The organism is Paenibacillus daejeonensis DSM 15491 (assembly GCF_000378385.1).
GTDB lineage: Bacteria > Bacillota > Bacilli > Paenibacillales > Paenibacillaceae > Paenibacillus_D > Paenibacillus_D daejeonensis.
This window is the reverse complement of sequence record NZ_KB899669.1, coordinates 26525-45490: the sequence shown is the minus strand read 5'-3', so window position 1 is coordinate 45490 and position 18966 is coordinate 26525. Positions and strand designations below refer to the sequence as shown.

Sequence of the window (18966 nt, the reverse complement as noted above, 5' to 3'; positions counted from 1 at the left end):
CACACCAAAGGAGGCTAATACCGAAAGCGCTATCATTCTAATCTATCCTTCGAGCACCACCCAAACTGAACAGAAAAGGATGTGTATTCATGCGTAAAAGCTTGTCCTTTCTCCTGATCGTTGCTCTGGTGTCCTCACTGATGGCTGTGGTTCCTGCTGCAGCTGCTCCGTCTTTTGATCCAGCTAAAAGTTATGTGCTCCTCAATAAGAACAGCGGCAAAGCGCTCGATGTCTACGAATGGGCGGTTCACGATGATGCCCCGCTGGTGCAATGGGCACGCAATGATCTCGAGGTGCAACAATGGAAGATCGAAGCCATCGGCGACGGATATTATCATCTCATCAGTCAGCATAGCGGCAAGCTCCCCTACATTCTCGATAAATCTAAAGCCGAGGGCGCCGAGGTCGTCCAGATGCGTGAACGAAAAAGTCAGGCCCACGCCTGGAAGATTGAGGCCCGCAGCGGCGGTGTGTTCAGTCTGATCAACAAGAACAGTAATAAAGCGCTGGAAATTCCGAGCGGATCCCAAGCTGATGGCACCCAAGCGGTTCAACGATCGTATACCGGCGTTGCGCATCAGCAATGGGAAATCATTGAGGTCGGCCAACCGGGCGGAGGCAATCCTGGCGGCGGGGATCCGGGTGGTGGAGACCCTGGCGGTGAAGAGCCCGGCGGCGGGGATCCCGGCAACGGAGAGGGTGAAGAACCAGGCAGCGGGGATCCCAATGCTCCGGACTTCAGTATGCAAGGGTTCGCCACACTCGGTGGCGGCACGACCGGTGGTGAAGGCGGCACAAGCGTAACTGTCAGCACAGGCAACCAGCTCTTGCAGGCTCTGTCGAGCAAACCAGCGGGCACGCCATTGAAAATCTATGTCGACGGCACGATTACGCCTTCTAACACGAGCGCCAACAAAATTGATATTAAAGACATTTCGGATGTATCCATCCTCGGTGTCGGTACCCGTGGCGTATTCCATGGCATCGGCCTGAAAATCTGGCGGGCGGACAACATCATCATCCGCAATGTTACCGTTCGGGAAGTCAACATCGGTGACAAGGATGCCATCAGTATTGAAGGACCCTCGAGCAATATCTGGATTGACCACAATGAGCTGTATCACAGCCTGGATGTGCACAAGGATTATTATGACGGGCTGTTCGATGTGAAGCGGGATGCCTATAATATTACCTTCTCTTGGAACTATGTGCATGATGCCTGGAAGTCGATGCTGATGGGCTCCTCCGACAGCGACAATGCCCAGCGCAACATCACGTTTCACCACAACTGGTTCAGCAATTTGAACTCCCGCGTCCCGAGCTTCCGTTATGGCGAGGGCCATCTGTACAACAACTATTTTGACCATATTCTGGAGACTGGCATCAACTCCCGAATGGGCGCCAAGCTGCGCGTGGAGAATAACGTCTTCGAGAATTCCACTAACCCGCTCGGCTACTGGTACAGTAATCAAACCGGCTTCTGGCATGTCGCGAACAACCAGTACATCAACAGTACAGGCAGCATGCCAACAACCTCAACCGTCAGCTATACGCCGCCTTACAGCTATAGCCTCGACCACCCGGATCATGTGAAGCAGCTCGTCACGCAATATGCGGGGGTTGGCAAGATTAATCCTTAGAAAAAGAAAGCCTACAGTCACGGATCGATCTTCCGATCGCTGTTGTCCCCAGATTTCTTTGATTTTTACCCCTGTAGGGGTGAAATCCGGGGGCAGCGGATGCTTTCGTTGACCAGATTCGATTCCGTACCTCTCCGGCCGTTTTGAGGGCAGCCTATAACTTTCCGCACCTGTTCATTAGCAGCGTGCGGATTTCCTTTTTCAAGCTGAAAACAAAAAAACGGCACCCTCCACATGGAGAATGCCGTTGCTTGCGTTCGATTAGAGATTGATGACGATGCGCGATGTGCCTGCGGCAGCGCTCAGCTTGAGGCCTTCTGCGCTCTCTGACGACTCGGCGCCGTCCACGGAGGCAACGCCTGCGATGTTGCGCAGGACGACGTTCCATGGCTGGGTTGCGCCTTCGACTGTCACAATGATCTGCGAGCCATTACGCTCCGCCTTCGCAGTCAGCTGCAGTTCTGCCTTCGTGCTGTACACCTGCTCGGTTGCAGATGCGCCGTCAGCCAGCTCGAACAAGTGCAGGGACACGCCATCAGCGTAGTCGTAATCAGGACGTTGGTCGTTGGCACCAACAGCGATTAGGCTGTTCGGACGTGCCAGGAACGGCAGTGTCAGGTAACCATGGTTCTCCTTCACCCAGCGTCCGCCCTCAACCACATCGCCAGTGATGAAGTTGGTCCAGCGGCCTTCCGGTACGTAGTACTGCACGTCTCCGTCTTCACGGAAGACTGGCGCCACGAGCAGACGCTCGCCCAGCATGTACTGACGGTCCAACTGATGAGCCGTTGGATCCTCTGGGAACTCCAGCACCATGGCCCGCATCATCGGTACGCCTACTGTGGAGGACTCGATGGCGCTGGCGAAAAGGTGCGGCATCAGGCTGCTTTTGAGCTTGGTGAAGCTGCGGAGTACGTCAACCGCTTCTTCGCCGAACAACCAAGGCACCCGGTACGACTGGTTGCCGTGCAGGCGGCTATGAGAGGACAGCATACCAAAGGCAACCCAACGCTTGTAGATATCCGGTGGTGCCGTGTGCTCGAAGCCACTGATGTCATGGCTCCAGAAGCCGAAGCCGGACAGGCCGAGCGACAAGCCGCCGCGCAGCGACTCTGCCATGGAGTCGTAGTTGGCCGAGCAGTCGCCGCCCCAGTGTACTGGGAACTGCTGACCGCCAGCGGTCGCAGAACGCGCGAAGAGCATCGCTTCGTTTTTGCCAAGCTTCTCTTCCAGTACTTCGAATACTGCTTTGTTGTACAGCTGCGTATAGTAGTTATGCATTTTCTGTGGATCGGAACCATCATGGTACACGACATTGGTCGGTATACGCTCGCCGAAATCCGTTTTGAAGCTGTCCACGCCCATGTCGACGAGACGGCGCAGGTGGTTCTTGTACCATTCGGTTGCTTCCGGGTTGGTGAAGTCGACCAGACCCATGCCCGCTTGCCACAGATCCCACTGCCATACATCGCCTTCCGGTGTCTTCACGAGATAGCCATTGTCCATGCCCTCTTGGAAGAGCGGCGATTTTTGCCCGATGTAGGAGTTGATCCAGACGCAGATCTTGAGGCCGCGGTCCTTCAGACGCTGCAGCATGCCTTGTGGATCAGGGAAGACAGCCGGATCCCATTCGAAATCACACCACTGGTACTCGCGCATCCAGAAGCAGTCGAAATGGAACACATGCAATGGCAAGTCACGCTCAGCCATGCCGTCGATAAAGCTGTTGACGGTCTCTTCATCATAGTTGGTTGTGAACGATGTCGTCAGCCACAGACCGAACGACCATGCTGGCGGCAGACCTGGTTTACCCGTAAGTGCGGTGTAGTTCGCCAGGACTTCCTTCGGCGTCGCGCCACCGATGATGTAATATTCCAGCCCCTCGCCGGGGACGCTAAATTGAACCTTGGAGACAACCTCGGAGCCGATCTCGAAGCTGACTTTTTCCGGATGATTGACGAACACGCCATAGCCATTGCTGGACAGATAGAACGGTACGTTCTTATAGGCTTGCTCACTGCTCGTGCCGCCGTCTTCATTCCAGATGTCGACGACTTGGCCGTTCTTCACAAATGGTGTGAAGCGCTCACCGAGACCGTAGATGCTCTCACCTACGCCCAGACCGAGCTGCTCACGGAAATACACTTCCTTGTCAGCCGTCTTGATATGGCCTGCGCCACGATTGCCTGTGCGGGTAAGCGGCTTGCCTTGGTAGGAGAACTCAGCCCCCCATGCGCCTGTACCAACGCGAACGCTCAGATCGCCACTGGTCAGAACGGCATGCTCCTCTTCCTGCACGATAGATACTTTATGGTTCGCATCCTGGGCCAGTTGGAACTCGGGACCCCGCTTGCGCTTGCCTGCATGATGCGTATATTTGACCTTGATGACATTCGGAATTGGGGAGCTGAACTCTGCATTCAGCAGTGCCGCATTAAGTGTATCGCCCTTGCGTACTACGTTTTTGGTTGCTACATGAAGAGAGAGCTTGTCCTCACTGACGATGGTGTCGCGTACTTCAACGGGATGTTGAATGGAAACGCCTTCACGCATTTGCCAATAACCGTCTGAAAATTTCACTTCGTATCCCTCCGTTTCGTATAGTACAATTATATTGAACTTCGATAGCAAAAAACTTGATGTATTTTGCTTTTTTATATCACTATTTTGACCTTCGAATAAATACGCATACGAAAGGAGGTCCCCATCAGTGAACAAGGAGCAGTTGAAGGAAAAACGTCTGCATGGCGATCCCCTCTACCCTGCCAATCTCTATGATTATGCGCCTATCGGCTCGGAGCCACTCATGGAGCTGCACTGGCATACCGAGCTGGAGCTGCTGCTGGTCACCTCGGGCTCGGCGGTATTCCGGGTCGGGGTCCAGAGCTACGAGGTGCAAGCAGGCGAAGCCCTGTTCATCAACAGCGGCGAGCTGCATGAGGCGCTGGAGGGTCGCGACTGCGCGTTTCGCGCACTCGTGTTCCACCCCGATCTGATTCGAAGCGCTGCGGATGATACCCTGCAGGTACAGTACCTCGACCCGCTGCTGCAGGGCCGTCATCTGGCGCCAGTTCATCTCACGAACAAGGAGCCGGCGCACCGAACACTGCTGGAGCTGCTCCAGCAGTTGCTCCGACTGCACGCGGAACGTCCGCCAGTGTATGAACTGACAGCCAAAGGTTTGCTGCTGCTCGTGCTGGCCGACCTGGTGCGTCTAAGTGAACCCGCCGCTGACCGCACCCGGGTCGCCGCTGATCAGTACAAGGTGGAGCGGCTCAAGAAGGCGATCGGCTATATCCAGTCCCATTACAGCGAAGCCGTGCGCCTGCGGGACATGGCGGGTTCCGTCTCGATGAGCGAGGCGTACTTCTGCCGCTTCTTCAAGGACATGACAGGCCGCAATCCTGTCGACTATCTGAATCAATACCGGATGCAGCAAGCCGCCCGTCTCATTCGCAGCACAGACAACAAAATGACCGACATCGCCATGGACGTCGGCTTCAATCACGTGAGCTATTTCATCGGCGTGTTCAAGCAGCACTACGGCTGCACTCCCTCCGCTTACCGCAAGGCGGCAGGGGAAGTGGAGCAGAACGGTTTTTCACTGCTCTAACGTTCGCCAGGCGTCTCATGAGGCGTTTTTTGGTGAAAACTTACCATGGTAACGCTTTGTCAGATGGCAGGAGCGAGTCAACGGGGTCGTCCGCCTCGCCTTCATGCCACCGTTCCCCCCACGCTGCTCTCCCCAAGTCTTGATAGCAAGTATGGCATCACGCCCCTGCTGTCTGATTTGGCCACTAAGGTTTTTACACAAACGTTACCGCAGGTGGTCGACAACTCGTTCTTCTTGTACACCCTCAAAACTAGCAAATAGACCGCTACCTTTGGTGAACTGCGCTCCAATTGGTTAGACATCTAACGTTGGAGGCAGCAGTTCAGGTTGAGGGCGGTCTATTTCCTTTTGGTTTTCCAAGGGAACGAACTTCGTAAGCGTTAGGGTGTCATTCGTCTGCCCACTCTTATTCTAACGGCCACCACAGCAGCTATTTCGTCCTAAAATGGGAGTTTGAAGTTGTAACGGCCATATAAGCAGCTATTCTACGTAAGTACGCCGCTTTCCCAACGTTTTTATGGAAATAACTGCGCCTGTGGCCGTTAGAAAGTGATAGCTCCCAAAAAAGTCGAAATAAGCGTCAATATGGCCGTTACGCACCATAGTGCAGAACACGTCAGTGTGAGAGCATTCCAGGGCGGAGCACGAAAGTGAGCGCACCCTAGTGCAGAACAATCCAGCCAGCCAAGCAACTTGGGCTCTTGCCCCTCCTTGTTTGCGCCAGTCAAGCCCACTTGGGCTACTGCTCCTCCTTGCTTGCGCAAGCCAAGCAACTTGGGCTCTTGCTCCTCCTTGCTTACGTAAGCCAAGCAACCGAGCTCTTGCCCTGCTTCTCTAACTCCTTACCAGGAGTAAGCTCGCGGGCCTTCGGCACCCGGTCCAGGGAAGATTTCGTCCAGGCGATCCAGCGTCTGCTGGTCGAATTCGATATCAACCACGCGCAGCGAGGACTCGAATTGCTCCAGCGTACGCGGGCCGATAATCGGCGCCGTCATGGCCGGGTTAACTAGCGTCCAGGCCAGCGCCACATTGGCTTCGTGCTCGCCCATCTCCTTGCACACCTTCTCGAACTGCTCCAGCTGGCTCCGGTAGCGCTTGACGCCGTCGGGGTTGTTTGCGCGCCGCGAGCCTTCGACCGGCTTGAGCGCGTTGCCGCTCAGCAGACCGCCGTCGAGCGGACTCCAGGCAATGACGCCGATGCCGTGCTCCTCCGAAGCTGGCAGAACCTCCAGCTCCGGCAGACGACACAGCAGACTGTATTTGTGCTGCTCGGAGACCAGACCTTGCATTCCCCGTGCTTTTGCTTCGTATTGTGCCTTGACCAGGTCGCGAGCGCCAAAGTTACTGGACCCTATGTAGCCGACCTTGCCCTGGTTGATTGCCACTTGATACGCACCCCACAGCTCATCCCAGCCTACCACGCGATCATTATGATGCATCTGGTACAGCTCGATATGATCCGTCTGCAGCCGTTTCAGCGACGCATCGAGATGACGGCGCAGCTTGTAAGCGGACAGACCACTGCCACTGTTAGGGCCGTCTGCCTCATCCTTCATATCGCCATAGAACTTGGTAGCCAGCACGACCTTCTCTCGCCGTCCGCCGCCCTGGGCGAACCAGCGCCCGATGATCTCCTCGGTCAAGCCAGGGTTCTCGCGTCCATACACATTGGCGGTATCAAAAAAATTGACCCCCGCGTCAATCGCCGCATCCATGATGCGAAAAGCTTCCTTCTCGTCCGTCTCCACGCCAAAATTCATCGTTCCCAAACAGAGCTTGCTTACCTTCAGTCCGCTTTTGCCCAAATACGTGAACTTCATGAATTGTTACCTCCCAGACGATTTTGTTGAAGCGCAACATGCATTGCCCGGCCAGCCTGCCAGCTAACCTCTGTCCTATTACCCTTGGGGCATGATCTGCAATCGCTACCCTGCCATCTTAAGCGCGGTTCTGGAATCTGCCCCGGTAAACCCCAGGCGGACAGCCAAGATGCTTGCGGAACAACCGGATAAAATAATTGCCGTTAGGCTGCCCCACCTGCTCGCCAATTTCTTGAATCGACAACCCGGTCGTGACCAGCAGCGTCCGCGCCCGCTCAATCTGCAGCCGGTGCAGATACTGCAGCGGACTCATGCCGGTGTACTGCCGCAAGCAGCGGGAGATGTAATCGAAGTGATAGTGCAGCTCGCTCTCCATCTGCCTGGAGTCAAACGGCTGAGCCATATGATCCCGCAAATATTGCACCGCACATTCCGACAGATAGAACGAACGCGAGGACAACTCCGCCATGACCACCCGCTGCAGCCGCTCGAACAACTCCGCCCCGGCAATATGCCAGCGGAGTGCGTTTTGCAGACTGAGGGTGCTTCCCAACTCAACGATTTGATCCAGCAGCGGCACGAGCAGTCCCGGGTCGACCGTAGCGGTTTTGGGCAGGAACATGGATTGGTCCGAAGGCGCGACATCCTCGTCCGTCCCCCGCCGCAGCGGGCTGGACCACGGGATGTCATCCCCGCGCTGGGCCTTGGGCGAATGGGGATGGGCAAAATGCACCCAATACAGCTCAGTCGGCACATCAGTTACCTGGTGTCCCCAATGCGTTCTACCGGCTTCCAGCAGGAGCAGCTGACCATCCTCCAATACATATGCCTGATCTTCTTCTGTCATGTACAATGCACCTTGTTTCACATAGATCAGATCATAAACGTCAAATGTCCTCCGAAAATGCTGGGTGCCCGGTGCCCATATTCCGTGCCCAGCCGTAATCAGCTGCGGCAGCGGCGGGATGCGCAGCTCCAAACAATCCATAGCTCTCCCTCCTCCAGTGCGCTTAGCGCTTCCTTATTAGCATTCGCCGCCCTTCTCTGGTTTCCTGCTCCCCGTTTAGTCGGGATTGTGCTTAAGCATGTAGAGATTGTTTCTGTTCGAATGGTGGGGCAATCGCTTACATTAGAGGTATCCTTCAAGACCAGAAAGGTGGTTCATTCATGCGTTTTCGTCAAGTTCATCTCGATTTCCATACGTCTGAGCGTATTCCCGGCATCGGCTCCCGCTTCGAGAAGGAGCAGTTCCAACAGATGCTGCAGCTCGGCCATGTCGACTCCATTACCATCTTCTCCAAGTGCCATCATGGCTGGGCCTATCACCCGTCCGAAGCCAATACCATTCATCCCGAGCTGTCCTTCGACCTGCTCGGTGAGATGATCGACTCTGCCCATGCCATTGGCGTCAAGACGCCGGTCTATCTGTCCGCCGGCCTGGATGAGAAGCTGGCCGTCCAGCATCCAGAATGGATGACCCGTAATAAGGAAGGAAAGACCTCTTGGGCCGAGCATTTTCTGGTTCCCGGCTACCATGAGTTCTGCATGAACACGCCCTATCTCGACATTCTGGTTGCTCAGATTGAAGAAGTGGTACAACGCTATGATGCCGACGGGATCTTCCTGGACATTGTGGGGGTTCGCAATTGTTATTGCCATAGCTGTCTGGCCACGGTACGGGAGCAAGGCGGCGACCCGCTTAATCCCGCCGACATGCAGCCAATCTGGGAGAACACGTATAAGACGTATGCCGAGCGAACCAATGCGGCGGTACACAAGCATAAGCCGGGTCTGCCCGTCTTCCATAATAACGGACATGTCCGTCGCGGCCGCCGGGATCTGGCACATATCAACACGCACCTGGAGCTGGAATCCCTGCCGACCGGCGGCTGGGGGTATGACCACTTCCCGCAATCTGCGCGTTACGTGCAGCCGCTGGGGATGGATTTTCTCGGCATGACCGGCAAGTTCCATACGAGCTGGGGCGAGTTCGGTGGCTACAAGCATCCCAACGCCCTGCGTTACGAAGCTGCCCTCAGTCTGGCCAATGGGGCGCGCTGCTCGATCGGTGACCAGTTGCATCCCGAAGGTCTCATGGATGAGGCCACCTATACGCTGATCGGGGCCGCCTACTCCGAAGTCGAGACCAAGGAAGCCTGGTGCCGTGATGTCACTGGCTTGGCGGATGTCGGCATCCTCAGTGTCGAATCCTTGCAGGAGAGCGGCCAACAGGAAGAACGCACAGGCGCTTCCGATACCGGAGCGGTGCGGATGATGCTCGAAGGCAAGCTGCTCTTCGATGTCCTGGATCTCGAGGCAGACTTTTCCCGCTACCGTGTGCTGATTCTGCCCGACCGTATCTCTATCGATGCAGAGCTGAGACGCAAACTCGATGATTACACCCGCGGGGGCGGCAAGCTGCTCGTCACAGGCAAATCGGGCCTGGATCGGAGCAGCTCTGCTACTCACGGTACAGGCGCCAACGATGCGCACAGTAAAACTGCCTGTGACACAGCCCATTCGCTGCTCGCCGAACTGGGAGCCATTCATCTGGGGCCATCTCCGTATCAGCCGAGCTACGTCCAGATCGATTTCCCCATCGCAGGCTTGCCTGCTGCTGCGCACGTCATGTATGCGCCTGCTCAACAGATCGAGCTGGCCGAAGGCGGCCAAGCGATCGCCATGCTCGTCGAACCTTACTTCAATCGCGCGGTTGCTCATTTCTGCTCGCACCAGCACACGCCTCCGCGGCCGAAGCCTGAGGGACCAGGCATGACGGAGGGCTCGTCCGGCATTTATATCGCCTGGGACGTCTTCCAGGATTACGCCGAGAATGGTAGCCTCGTTCTGCGAGAACTCGTACTGCATGCGCTGGATCGTCTGCTGCCGGAACGCCAGCTCCGCACGAATCTCCCGGCACAGGGTGTCGTTACGCTTCAGCAGCAGCCCGGCGAGAATCGCTTGGTGCAGCATTTGCTCTATGGGTCCCCGGTGAAACGAGGCAATGGCATTGAGATTATCGAGGATCTGCCAACGCTGCGAGATATTCAGGTCGAGATTCGTACGGATAAGACAGTAAAGGAAGTCTACCTCGCCCCTTCCGGCGATCCGCTCACGTTTGAACACCAGAATGGTATTGTCACCTATACCGTGCCAGAGTTCAGCTGTCATCAGATGGTTGTGCTGCAATACTAATCTTCCTTAATTCCTCCCACCCGCCGTGCAGCCCTGGCTGCACAGCGGGCTTTTTGCATGCCAACCTTGCATAAAAACGACCCAACTTTGGAAACCTTCAACATAATTAGTCATTCATTCATCCAGGGGGGATCTGACGCCATGTCGACCATGATTGAATATATCCCCGACTGGAGTACCTGGGGCATGGCTGGTATCGCACTACTGGTCCCCATCCTTGGTCATTTGCTGTATCAAAAAGTGTATCATTTTATCGGCACAGGCACGCATCTACATGACGCTGCACCTACCACACCATCCGAACCTTCCTCAGAAGCGGGAAACACCTTCAGCGGAAATTATGATAAGGATCTCTGTTACATCCAGGATAAACTCGGCGCGAACAGCGATGTGTGCTTTCGCGAATTTACACTCCATCAATTAGGTGTCCGGGGTACGCTGCTGTACGTGGACGGCATGCAAAATGACCGTCTGCTTCAATTAAAGATCATGACGTTTCTGATGTACGAAGCAACGGCTGAGAAACTGGCATCCCCCTCGACCGACGAAGCCGGCCTCCCCTTCCTTCAGCTTCAGGAAGCCTCGAATCTCGATGGATTTAACCACGCCATCCTTTTTGGTCACTTCGGACTGCTCATTGAGGGGATGCCTATCGGCCTGCTGATAGAGCAGCCTGACGCACGCAACCGGCCCATCCTGGAGCCCTTGTCAGAGGCGCTCCTGCGGGGCCCCCGCGTCGGCTTTACCGAGATTCTGAGCGAGAACACCTCCATGCTCCGCAGGCAAGGGATGAGTGATCAGCTGGAAATCACAAGCTACCGGGTCGGCACACGGATGCAGCGGGACCTGGTACTGGCTTATATGAAGGATCTCGTCAATCCCGACCTGCTGAAGGAGGTCCAAACCCGTATCGAACGCATGGACATGGACTTTTTCGCAGAATCAGGATACGTGGAGCAGTTAATTGAAGACAACTATCTCAGTCCGTTCCAGCAGGTTCAGAATACCGAGCGCCCTGACCGGGTGATCAATGCCCTCATGGAAGGCCGGGTTGCCATCCTGCTGGACGGTACCCCTTTTGCGCTTATTGTGCCTGCCACCTTCAGCATGCTCCTGCAATCGCCGGAGGATTATTATGAGCGGTGGCTGCCCAGCTCGTTGCTGCGGATCATGCGGTTCGGCGCTGCCTTTCTGGCCCTGATGGCGCCCGCCCTCTACATCTCCTTCATTTCGTTTCACCCGGGCCTGATTCCCACCGAGCTGGCGATCTCTATCATCGAGACCCGGCAGGGGGTGCCGTTTCCATCCCTGATCGAGGTGCTGATTCTGGAGGTAGCCATCGAAATTCTGCGGGAAGCCGGCATCCGGCTGCCCAAACCGATCGGCCCTGCGATGGGTATCGTTGGCGGTCTGATCATCGGAGATGCTGCCGTGCAAGCAGGAATCGTCAGTCCGTTCCTGGTCATCGTCGTGGCAGTCACAGCCATCTCCTCCTTCTCCATCCCTACCTACAGCGCCGGCATCACGCTGCGGATGCTCCGTTTTATCGGGATGGTATTTGCAGCCGTATTGGGCATCTTTGGCACCATTCTCTTCTTCCTGCTGCTGTGCAGCCATCTGAGCAAGCTCAAGAGCTTCGGCGTGCCGTACCTGACTCCTATTACCCCATTCCGGATGCGGGACTGGAAGGATCTGTTCTTCCGGGCTCCACTCTCGCTCATGAAGCGACGGCCAGCCATGATGAAGACTCAGCAGAACAAACGGAAATCGTAAGGAGAGGGTTGCCCTGTGTTCACTCGTACGGACGATAAGATTACTACCTCGCAAGCGGTCGTATTCCTGACCAATACGGTTCTCGGGGCCGGTATCCTCACGATGCCGCGCAGTATAACAAAAGCGATGCAGACGCCGGATGCCTGGATTGCCATTCTACTTGGCGGCCTCCTGATTATGCCTGTCATTCTGATCATGGTTAAGCTCTGTCAGCAATTCCCCGGGCAGACGATATTTCAATTCTCCGGGCGTATTATCGGCCACATTCCGGCCAAGCTCGTATGCCTGCTGCTCATTTTCTATTTCCTTGTCATCGGCGGCTTCGAAATCCGCGTGCTGGCTGAGGTAACCTTGTTCTTCCTGCTGGAGAGCACGCCGATGTGGGCCATCGTGCTTCCGTTCATCTGGGCCGGCACCTATCTGGTCTCGGGCGGCATCAATGCGATTGCACGGGTATACCAGGTTGTGTTTCCCATTACGATATTTGTTCTGCTCCTCTCCTATGGGGTCAGTCTGCGGCTGTTCGATATTAACCATCTGCGTCCCGTATTGGGCGAAGGCTTCCTGCCCATATTCGCCGGTTTGAAATCCTCCATTCTGATCTATGCCGGATGCGAGGTCGTGCTGACGATCGTGGCCTTCATGCAGCATCCCGGGCAGGCCGTCAAAGCGATGCTGGGCGGGATCGCCATCCCGTTCGGGCTCTACTTGCTGACGGCGATTGTTGTGATCGGCGGGTTGTCCATCGATACAGTCATTACCAGCACCTGGCCGACACTCGATCTGATTCGCAGCTTTGAGGTAACCGGTTTTTTTGTCGAACGGCTCGAGTTCCCGCTTATGGTTATCTGGCTGATGCAGATGTTCTGTAATTTTTGCAGCTTCTTCTACCAGGCTTCGCTGGGCATCTCCCAGCTCTTCAAACTATCGATACAGCCAGTTATATTCGCACTGGTTCCGGTCATCTTCCTCTCTGCCATGGCGGCCAAAAGCATACAGGATATATTCGCCGTCGGGGACGCCATCGGCATGATGTCCATCGGCTTGTTCCTGCTCGTCACCGTACCGCTGCTGCTGATCTGGCTGCTGCGCAAGAAGGGAGATCAGATTCATGGCTAGATGCATCCGGATGCTTCTGCTGAGCTGTCTGATGACGCTGCTGCTGACCAGCTGCTGGAGCAGCCAGGAGATCGAGAACCTGGCTTTGTACAGCGGCTTGGCATTGGATGTGGGAGAACCCGCCCCCATTGAAAAAGAGTTCGAGGCCAAGGGGGCCACTTATCCGAAGCAAAATAAAGTGATGGCGACCGTTCAGATTGTTCCAGTGAAAACGATCGGCACCAACTCTCAAAAGCAGCAGGATCAGAAAAAGCCGTATATCAACATTTCAGGCAGCGGCGACTCTATACTGGAGATCTTCCGGCAATTCTCCATTCGTCTGGACCAGCCTATTATCGGTCACCACTTGAAAGTCATTGTTGTCTCTGCCGAGCTCCTCAAGCAACAGCCGATCGGGAATGTGATGGATTTTCTGCTGCGGGATAATGATATTCGCCCCAGTACCATGGTATTCGTCAGTCAAGGCTCGGCCAAAGCCACCATGGAGTCGAACATTGCCAGCGAAGTGCCGTCCTTTCATATTATGGGCATGCTGCGCAACCGCTCGCGCACGAGCAAAGTGCTGAAGCCTGTCACGCTGTCCCGGCTCGATTCCCTGATCTATTCGGAACGGAGCTTCATGCTGCAAAATCTGGTGACTGGCGGAGAGGAAGTCGAGTTATCCGGCGCAGGCATTATTAAGGGATCCAGCGGCAAATGGATCGGTACCCTGAATCAGACGGATACACAATGCCTCGCCTGGATTCGAAACGAAGGAACAGCAGGGACGATCAAGGTGAATGAGGGGAATAACAACGTCATTACCTATGAATTGGAGGATATGAAAAGCAAAGTAACGCCTAAGGTGGACGGTGATGACATCTCTTTTCACGTGGAGCTCTCAACGGAAGGGCGAATTATCGAGGTCTGGAATGACCAGGCGCCGTCCTCTTCGCATCTGAATGAAGAGGAGGTCAGCCAGCTCATTAAAAAACAGTTGAAGGACATGACGGAGGAATCGATTCGCAAGCTGCAAAAAAAATACCAAACCGATGTCGCAGGCTTCGGCAACCGGCTGGCGATTAAGTATCCCTCGGTGTGGCGCAAAGTGAAGGACCGCTGGGATGAGGTGTTCAGCGACTCGGAGGTCACCTTCAGCTACGAACTCCAGATTACGGATTTTGGCTCCTTTATCGAGGATTAACTGGGTGCCGTGTCCCGCCTCACGACTGTAACGGGATGCGGTACTCCGAATGCTCTTCAATAATATGCTCGCCGCTCGCATAGACCCAGCGGAAAATGAATTGATGTCCTGTATAGCCAGTTCGTGCACGGATGTCCGGGATAATGGCGCTGTCCAGGTTCTCGAGAATGGTCCGTTCCAACACCTCGATCCGCTCACGGTTGCGCTGACTCATATCCTCGGCAGCTTCGTCCGTCTCTGTCTGCAGCCGGAAATATTGGTAGGCAATCTCGTCATCCGTCAGATGAGGCTCCAGCGGATGCCCGGATCCCCGGAATACCTCTCTTGCCGTATCCACCCAGTCCTTGTATAAATGAACGATTACTTCATGTGGCGTGCTCATACCTGTCACCTCTCCGGTTTATGTGCTCGGCCCGCGCCTCCAATGACGCAAGACCTGTTCCAGCCATCATACCATATTCTATTGGACGGTCCCAATCCATGTGATGACCCTCCTTGCTTCTTCGGGCCTGGACCTCGCGATGCGCCGTGCGCTGTCTTCCCCGTCATTCGATCTGGAGGTCTCCTAGGTTTGGATGCAAAAAAGGCGATCCCACATCCTGGTCAGGACGCCTGGGATCCGCCTCTTTTTCTCGTTATATGGCGCTAAATGAAGTTCTCATCGATTGTCGTAATGCTTACCACGTCACCCATGGCGGCGAGCCTGGCCCCGACTGACCCAGCATTTCCAGGACCGGGATGGTGTACGCGAACAAGATCAATACAACAACGAGGACGATCCAGATCCACCATTTCTCCAGCAGCTTCGGCGTCGGCTCCGCCTGATCCGAGACCTCGCCGATCGGATAGGGTGTATCCCCTTTTGGCATACGCATCATCGCAAAAATGTTGTACACCATCAGGATGACCGCGACGAACAGAATCGTGCCGCCGATTGCCATCGCCACATGGTACGGCATCCATAGCACGGCGTCGGGATGATCATTGTACGTCGTATAGGCCGTCCGCCGCGGCGAGCCGAACAGACCCGCGGTATGCATGGAACCCGACATGAAGAACATGCCAACCAGCCAGATCACGGTCTGAATGATGCCGAGCCGGTTCATCGCCGGTGTCAGCACCCGATTGGTGATGACGGGAATGAGCCAATAGGTGATGCCGAAGAAGGTGAGTGCTACACTGGTAGCCACCGTCAAGTGGAAGTGTCCGGTTACCCACAACGTATTGTGAATGACACCGTTCATCTGATGACTGGCATTGATGAGGCCGCCCGCGCCTGCCGGGATGAAGATCAGCATGCCCATGAACGGGGCGAAGAAACGGACGTCCTTCCAGGGCAAGTATTTCAACCAGCCGAACAGCCCTTTGGCGCCCTTCTCCCTGCCGCTGATCTCAAAGGTTGCAAACAAGGAGAATGCGGTCATGAGCGACGGAATCACCACCATGAAGGTCAGCACGACCTGGATGTATTTCCAGAGCGGTGAGATGCCGGGCTCCATCAGCTGATGGTGAAAACCAACCGGGATCGAGAACAGCAGCAGCAGGATAAACGAGAGACGCGCGAGGGCGTCGCTGAATATTTTGCCGCCGATAATCTTCGGAATGACCACGTACCAGCAAATATAAGCCGGCAGCAGCCAGAAATACACGAGCGGATGACCGAAGTACCAGAACAGGGTGCGGCTGATCATAACATTAATCGTATCTACCCAGCCGAGCGACCATGGGATAAACTGCAGGATGACCGTCGCCGCCACGCCGATTGTCGCGATCAGCCACATCAGCATAGTCACAATCGACATGAAGGCAAACAGCGGCGACAGCTGGCCCTGATGCTTGCGACGCCAGTAGCGATATTGGTAGATCATGCCGAAGCCGCTGCTCCAGCTGCCGACAACGAGCAGGACCAGCGCAATATAGAACAGGACGGATGCCTGCATCGGCGCATAAAACGTGTAGAGCACCGTCGCTTTATTGAGCAGGATCATGATGGTTCCCAGCACGGTGCCCGATGCCATCAGGACGAAGCCGAACCAGGCGAAGCGCCGGGTCGCTGGCAGCAGCTTGCCGCCCAGTGTATTGGCAATTCCCGAGTACAGAAACCCGATGATGAAAAAGGTCGTAAATACGAGCGCCATCAAGACACCGTGTGCAGTGAGCAGCTGATAGTAGCCGATACCAGCAGGCAGCTCGACCATGCCACCGCGCACCAGGCCTTGCAATAGGCCGGCTACGCCGCCCAGCAGCAGGGCCGCGAAGGCGAATATAATGTGACTCAGGACAATGGCCGCATCTTTGGGCGGATACGGCATGTGAAGACCAGCTTTTTGGGTCAGGGTATCCGCAGGCTTAGCCGGCGTGCCGGTAGATTCGGCCGATAGATCGGCGTATTCGGCTGGGGTACCGGCTGACTTGGCCGATAGATCGGCATGTTCGGCTGGGGTACCGGCTGACTTGGCCGCTGTGTGCCCCTCTGCTGCGTGCGCAAGTGCTCCTTGATGTGGATCACCAGTTGTCTCGGAGGGGCCAGTGGGTTCGCCGCCTCTTCCAGCGCTGCCTGACCTGTCAGCCACCTCGCGCGGCAAGGATTGTTTTGGATTTGTCATGGTTGGTCCCTCCTTTCTTATGACACAATAATGGTGGTTGCCATATATTCATGGCCGATGCCGCAATACTCGTTGCACAGAATCAGGTATTCCCCCGGCTCCGTAAAGGTGTGGCTCAGGTAGTTGACCTCGCCGGGGACGACCATCATGTTCACATTGGTGCCCGGGATTTGAAAGCCGTGGACCACGTCGCTGCTCGTAATCTGGAAATGAACGGTGGACCCCACCGGAATCTCCATTTTGTCCGGCGAGAAACCGAAGGCATACCCCACCATGTAGGCGTTGTACTCTTTGTCTCCGACTTGCTCCAGTCTGGGATTGTCAAATGGCGGCGTCTCGTCCACCTTCTCCGGATCAATCGCGCCGGTATGATGCGCATGGTCATGGTGTGAGCCGGGAGGCTGCATCCCCATAGCGAAAGCCCCAACGCCGACGACCACCAGAAACACGCCGAGCATCGCAATGCCGACGACGATCCATATTTTTTCTAATCGATGAATATGCATCCCTCTACCCCCTCGCTATGAATAACACGAACACGCCAAGCCATGTAACGACGATAAATAAGGCCAGCAGCAGGACGGAGGCAAATGTCCCTTTCAGCGTCGGCTCCTTGTCCTTGTACTTGCCTTCCTTTCCAAGCGGTTTAGTCATTATGAGCCCTCCCTATCTCTTTGCGTTCCTTCTCCATTGTAAGGTGGGCTGCCTGGTTGCTCAGTGACTGCTATCACATCGCACCCGTGCCGTTTGTTAACGTTGTGTTACATACAGAGCGTTGCGGCTGTTTGGCTGTAGTGAGGGAGTGATTTTTGTTGCGATGGGGTAGTCACCACAGCGTCTAACCATCCTGCCAGCTAAGCTCTGCTTATCTCCCCCACCACGCGAACAACACGTCTCAACAACAATAGTCCGCCCACGCATTATAGATTTCTCATGACGGGATGCCCCCGCTCCCCGTGCTCAGTTCGTGCATTGGGGTCCGGCAGCGGGAGCGCAGGCGTGTGTTTGTAATGACTAACCATTAGCCACCACTAGCTTCACGTGCTCCGTTCGTGCGTGGGGGTCCGGCAGCGGGAGCGCAGGCGTGTGATTCCCTGGTTGCCAAGTGTTCCAAGCCGCTTTATAATAGAAGAATACGAACGCGGCGAAGCACGCCCCGTCCTCCCTGTCAGGGGGGATTGGGGCGTTTTTTGTCGTCTGGGAGGCGATGGAATGGGATTTGAGGCAGCCTATCAAGCGTGGCTACAGAAGCATATTCGGAGTTGTACTGGCGAGCGTCGGAATCGGTTAGAGCGGGGCCATGGGCATGGGGAGCGGATGTTTTTGATGAGAATCTGGTACGCGCTGGTAGGTAACTTTGATTTTTTGCATCCGGAGTATGAAGTACGAGACTGGCGAGGTAACCCATATTACTTGGATTTGGTGTGGATCTGCGGAACATTGAAGCTCGTCATCGAAATTAAGGGCTATGGCCCCCATGTCCAGAGAACCGATCGCATCCGCTACCGCCGCGAGCTCAATCGGGAGATCTACCTTCAAGTTATGGGCTACCGCATCATCGCCGTTCCCTATGATGAGCTGGAGGAGAATCCCGAGATGATCCTGGGCTTCTTCCGGGCCTTACTGTCCCCACTCATGACACTGGCCGACAAGAAAGAAGACTACACCCTCATCGAGCGCGAAATCCTCCGGCTCGCTGCACGCTGGGACGGCCCCCTTCGGCCGATTGATGTGGTGAACGAAGCAAAAGTATGCCGACGAACCGCAGTTAAGTATCTGAAGCTTCTTTGTGATAAAGGCCGCTTACAACCACACTTAAGCGCGGGAGAGGCAATAAGAGTTTGTTCGTATGGTTATATCCCTTCACTACATCAAGAATGGTAGCTTTAGTTGGACCTGGCTAGTTGGGACTTCTCTACTGTGTGGCGCATTTCAAGTAACATTGTGCACTTAATTCAGCGGGTGATCACCATATGCCGCATTTCAAGTAACATTGTGCACCTAATCCAGCGCGTGA

13 protein-coding genes and 2 pseudogenes are annotated in these 18966 nt (G+C 55.3%); 8 read left to right on the top strand and 7 right to left on the bottom strand.

Annotation, left to right across the window (positions count from 1 at the left end):
* Positions 1-89 precede the first annotated feature (89 nt).
* Positions 90-593, top strand: a pseudogene (locus tag F556_RS38890) (RICIN domain-containing protein); the annotation flags it as partial.
* 132 nt (positions 594-725) lie between these two features.
* Positions 726-1640: pseudogene (locus F556_RS38885) on the top strand (pectate lyase family protein); the annotation flags it as partial.
* A 261-nt stretch (positions 1641-1901) separates the two neighbouring features.
* On the opposite strand, the gene yicI reads toward F556_RS38885, so the two are convergent.
* On the bottom strand, positions 1902-4220 hold the full coding sequence (yicI, locus tag F556_RS0124345) for an alpha-xylosidase (protein ID WP_020619616.1): 2319 nt from the start codon (positions 4218-4220) through the stop codon (positions 1902-1904).
* Between the two features lie 130 nt (positions 4221-4350).
* On the opposite strand from yicI, the gene F556_RS0124340 reads away from it, so the two are divergent.
* Positions 4351-5253, top strand: coding sequence for a helix-turn-helix transcriptional regulator (locus tag F556_RS0124340; RefSeq protein ID WP_020619615.1), 903 nt, complete (start codon positions 4351-4353; stop codon positions 5251-5253).
* A gap of 842 nt (positions 5254-6095) precedes the next feature.
* Here F556_RS0124340 and F556_RS0124330 read toward each other — a convergent pair.
* A complete protein-coding gene (locus F556_RS0124330; RefSeq protein ID WP_020619613.1) occupies positions 6096-7073 on the bottom strand; it encodes an aldo/keto reductase in 978 nt (325 codons plus the stop codon).
* 118 nt (positions 7074-7191) lie between these two features.
* Positions 7192-8061, bottom strand: coding sequence for a helix-turn-helix transcriptional regulator (locus tag F556_RS0124325; protein ID WP_020619612.1), 870 nt, complete (start codon positions 8059-8061; stop codon positions 7192-7194).
* Positions 8062-8240: 179 nt separating this feature from the next.
* Here F556_RS0124325 and F556_RS0124320 point away from each other — a divergent pair, with 179 nt between their 5' ends.
* The 4 genes from F556_RS0124320 (at position 8241) to F556_RS0124305 (ending at position 14343) form a co-directional block, all read left to right on the top strand.
* Positions 8241-10268 (top strand): beta-galactosidase trimerization domain-containing protein, encoded by a 2028-nt coding sequence (locus F556_RS0124320; protein ID WP_020619611.1) that lies wholly within the window; start codon positions 8241-8243, stop codon positions 10266-10268.
* Positions 10269-10409: 141 nt separating this feature from the next.
* Positions 10410-12041: a spore germination protein gene (locus F556_RS0124315; protein WP_020619610.1), complete on the top strand. Its 1632-nt coding sequence runs from the start codon at positions 10410-10412 to the stop codon at positions 12039-12041.
* A gap of 15 nt (positions 12042-12056) precedes the next feature.
* The gene (locus F556_RS0124310) at positions 12057-13160 is read left to right on the top strand and encodes a GerAB/ArcD/ProY family transporter (RefSeq protein ID WP_020619609.1); all 1104 of its coding nucleotides are present in this window, start codon (positions 12057-12059) and stop codon (positions 13158-13160) included.
* A complete protein-coding gene (locus F556_RS0124305; RefSeq protein ID WP_020619608.1) occupies positions 13153-14343 on the top strand; it encodes a Ger(x)C family spore germination protein in 1191 nt (396 codons plus the stop codon). Before F556_RS0124310 ends, F556_RS0124305 begins: the two co-directional genes overlap by 8 nt.
* Before the next feature lie 19 nt (positions 14344-14362).
* On the opposite strand, the gene F556_RS0124300 is transcribed toward F556_RS0124305, so the two are convergent.
* The 4 genes from F556_RS0124300 to F556_RS35060 all read right to left on the bottom strand — a co-directional run bounded on the left by F556_RS0124300 (position 14363) and on the right by F556_RS35060 (position 17603).
* Positions 14363-14725: a hypothetical protein gene (locus F556_RS0124300; RefSeq protein ID WP_020619607.1), complete on the bottom strand. Its 363-nt coding sequence runs from the start codon at positions 14723-14725 to the stop codon at positions 14363-14365.
* Positions 14726-15020: 295 nt separating this feature from the next.
* Positions 15021-16655, bottom strand: coding sequence for a b(o/a)3-type cytochrome-c oxidase subunit 1 (locus F556_RS0124290; RefSeq protein ID WP_157272931.1), 1635 nt, complete (start codon positions 16653-16655; stop codon positions 15021-15023).
* Between the two features lie 311 nt (positions 16656-16966).
* Entirely contained in the window at positions 16967-17455 is a 489-nt protein-coding gene (locus tag F556_RS0124285; RefSeq protein ID WP_020619604.1) for a cytochrome c oxidase subunit II, read from the bottom strand.
* Between the two features lie 4 nt (positions 17456-17459).
* Positions 17460-17603 carry a cytochrome c oxidase subunit 2A gene (locus tag F556_RS35060; RefSeq protein ID WP_020619603.1) on the bottom strand — a complete coding sequence of 48 codons (144 nt, stop codon included), beginning with the start codon at positions 17601-17603 and terminating at the stop codon, positions 17460-17462.
* A 558-nt stretch (positions 17604-18161) separates the two neighbouring features.
* Here F556_RS35060 and F556_RS0124275 point away from each other — a divergent pair.
* The gene (locus tag F556_RS0124275) at positions 18162-18833 is read left to right on the top strand and encodes a hypothetical protein (RefSeq protein WP_020619602.1); all 672 of its coding nucleotides are present in this window, start codon (positions 18162-18164) and stop codon (positions 18831-18833) included.
* Positions 18834-18966: the final 133 nt, after the last annotated feature.

Coding starts and splice junctions, on each gene's coding strand:
- F556_RS0124300 (WP_020619607.1), bottom strand. CDS start 14,725: ATGAGCACGCCACATGAAGTAATCGTTCATTTATACAAGGACTGGGTG.
- F556_RS0124330 (WP_020619613.1), bottom strand. CDS start 7,073: ATGAAGTTCACGTATTTGGGCAAAAGCGGACTGAAGGTAAGCAAGCTC.
- F556_RS0124320 (WP_020619611.1), top strand. CDS start 8,241: ATGCGTTTTCGTCAAGTTCATCTCGATTTCCATACGTCTGAGCGTATT.
- F556_RS35060 (WP_020619603.1), bottom strand. CDS start 17,603: ATGACTAAACCGCTTGGAAAGGAAGGCAAGTACAAGGACAAGGAGCCG.
- F556_RS0124275 (WP_020619602.1), top strand. CDS start 18,162: ATGGGATTTGAGGCAGCCTATCAAGCGTGGCTACAGAAGCATATTCGG.
- F556_RS0124290 (WP_157272931.1), bottom strand. CDS start 16,655: ATGCCGTATCCGCCCAAAGATGCGGCCATTGTCCTGAGTCACATTATA.
- F556_RS0124285 (WP_020619604.1), bottom strand. CDS start 17,455: ATGCATATTCATCGATTAGAAAAAATATGGATCGTCGTCGGCATTGCG.
- F556_RS0124315 (WP_020619610.1), top strand. CDS start 10,410: ATGTCGACCATGATTGAATATATCCCCGACTGGAGTACCTGGGGCATG.
- F556_RS0124325 (WP_020619612.1), bottom strand. CDS start 8,061: ATGGATTGTTTGGAGCTGCGCATCCCGCCGCTGCCGCAGCTGATTACG.
- F556_RS0124305 (WP_020619608.1), top strand. CDS start 13,153: ATGGCTAGATGCATCCGGATGCTTCTGCTGAGCTGTCTGATGACGCTG.